Below are 2,019 nucleotides of genomic sequence, written 5' to 3'. Positions count from 1 at the left end.
AAATGTATATGTTAAGCTTGCACTATAATTTGTGATCGTTGTCAACTCTACTGCTGAACAACTTGCAGCTGTACTGCTTAATGTTGGTACCGCTGGGGTAATCAACATTGCATCATTTGTAAAGCTGGCTGAACTTGATGTACAATCTGCAGTTCCTGCAGTTACTGTATAAGCTGTTCCTGCTGTTGCTCCAGTTACTTCGCCACTTGCATTTACACTTGGTCCAGCCGGACTAAATGTATATGTTAAGCTTGCACTATAATTCGTGATCGTTGTCAACTCTGCGGCTGAACAACTTGCAGCTGTACTGCTTAATGTTGGTACCGCTGGGGTAATCAACATTGCATCATTTGTAAAGCTGGCTGAACTTGATGTACAATCTGCAGTTCCTGCAGTTACTGTATAAGCTGTTCCTGCTGTTGCTCCGGTTACTTCGCCACTTGCATTTACACTTGGCCCTGCTGGAGCAAATGTATATGTTAAGCTTGCACTATAATTTGTGATCGTTGTCAACTCTACTGCTGAACAACTTGCAGCTGTACTGCTTAATGTTGGTACCGCTGGGGTAGCATTAATGGTTAAAACAACTGCCGTTCGAGTTGAACTTGTACAGTTAGTGGTTGTATTTCTTGCTTCTGCATAATAGGTTACTGTTCCTATTCCTATTTGTGTTGGACTTGCAACCGTGCTTCCACCGGATGTAGCATCATACCAAACTACTTCTTCTCCTGAATTTACTGTAGCTCCTGCAGTTAATGTTTGTCCTGAATTACACTCTTCCTGATCTCCTCCACTTGTTGGAGCATCTACTACTGGACATGCACAATTTGGTGCTGTTACATCTAATGTTCGTTCACAAGTATTCGTATCTTCAACTGTTAATGTAATATTCGTACCTGATGTAATCCCAGAGATGGTCCAGTTATTACCTCCATTATCTGTTACAGTTCCTGCTGTTGATGTTACAATTCCTGCACTTACATCTACACTTACACTATAAGTTAATAAATTTACTGAACATGTAGCTGCTGTTGATACCATAATAGTAGGCGTTGGTAACATTGCATCATTCGTAAAGCTGGCTGAACTTGATGTACAATCTGCAGTTCCTGCAGTTACCGTATAGGCTGTTCCTGCTGTTGCTCCAGTTACTTCGCCACTTGCATTTACACTTGGCCCTGCTGGAGCAAATGTATATGTTAAGCTTGCACTATAATTTGTGATCGTTGTCAACTCTACTGCTGAACAACTTGCAGCTGTACTGCTTAATGTTGGTACCGCTGGGGTAATTAACATTGCATCATTTGTAAAGCTGGCTGAACTTGATGTACAATCTGCAGTTCCTGCAGTTACCGTATAGGCTGTTCCTGCTGTTGCTCCGGTTACTTCGCCACTTGCATTTACACTTGGCCCAGCCGGACTAAATGTATATGTTAAGCTTGCACTATAATTTGTGATCGTTGTCAACTCTACTGCTGAACAACTTGCAGCTGTACTGCTTAATGTTGGTACCGCTGGGGTAATCAACATTACATCATTTGTAAAGCTGGCTGAACTTGATGTACAATCTGCAGTTCCTGCAGTTACCGTATAGGCTGTTCCTGCTGTTGCTCCGGTTACTTCGCCACTTGCATTTACACCTGGTCCAGCCGGACTAAATGTATATGTTAAGCTTGCACTATAATTTGTGATTGTTGTCAACTCTGCGGCTGAACAACTTGCAGCCGTACTGCTTAATGTTGGTACCGCTGGGGTAATTAACATTGCATCATTTGTAAAGCTGGCTGAACTTGATGTACAATCTGCAGTTCCTGCAGTTACCGTATAGGCTGTTCCTGCTGTTGCTCCAGTTACTTCGCCACTTGCATTTACACTTGGCCCTGCTGGAGCAAATGTATATGTTAAGCTTGCACTATAATTTGTGATCGTTGTCAACTCTACTGCTGAACAACTTGCAGCTGTACTGCTTAATGTTGGTACCGCTGGGGTAATCAACATTGCATCATTTGTAAAGCTGGC

Annotated in this window: 1 protein-coding gene; it reads right to left on the bottom strand. The window is 42.5% G+C overall.

Translation table 11 applies throughout. From position 1 onward, the window contains the following. A partial coding sequence (locus JBL43_RS20105) for an Ig-like domain-containing protein (RefSeq protein ID WP_498371150.1) occupies nt 1-2,019 on the bottom strand: 2,019 nt, incomplete at both ends.

It is taken from the genome of Aureibaculum flavum, from assembly GCF_016406085.1.
Lineage (GTDB): Bacteria > Bacteroidota > Bacteroidia > Flavobacteriales > Flavobacteriaceae > Aureibaculum > Aureibaculum flavum.
The sequence above is the reverse complement of the archived record's forward strand: the minus strand, read 5'-3'. Positions and strand labels throughout refer to the sequence as shown.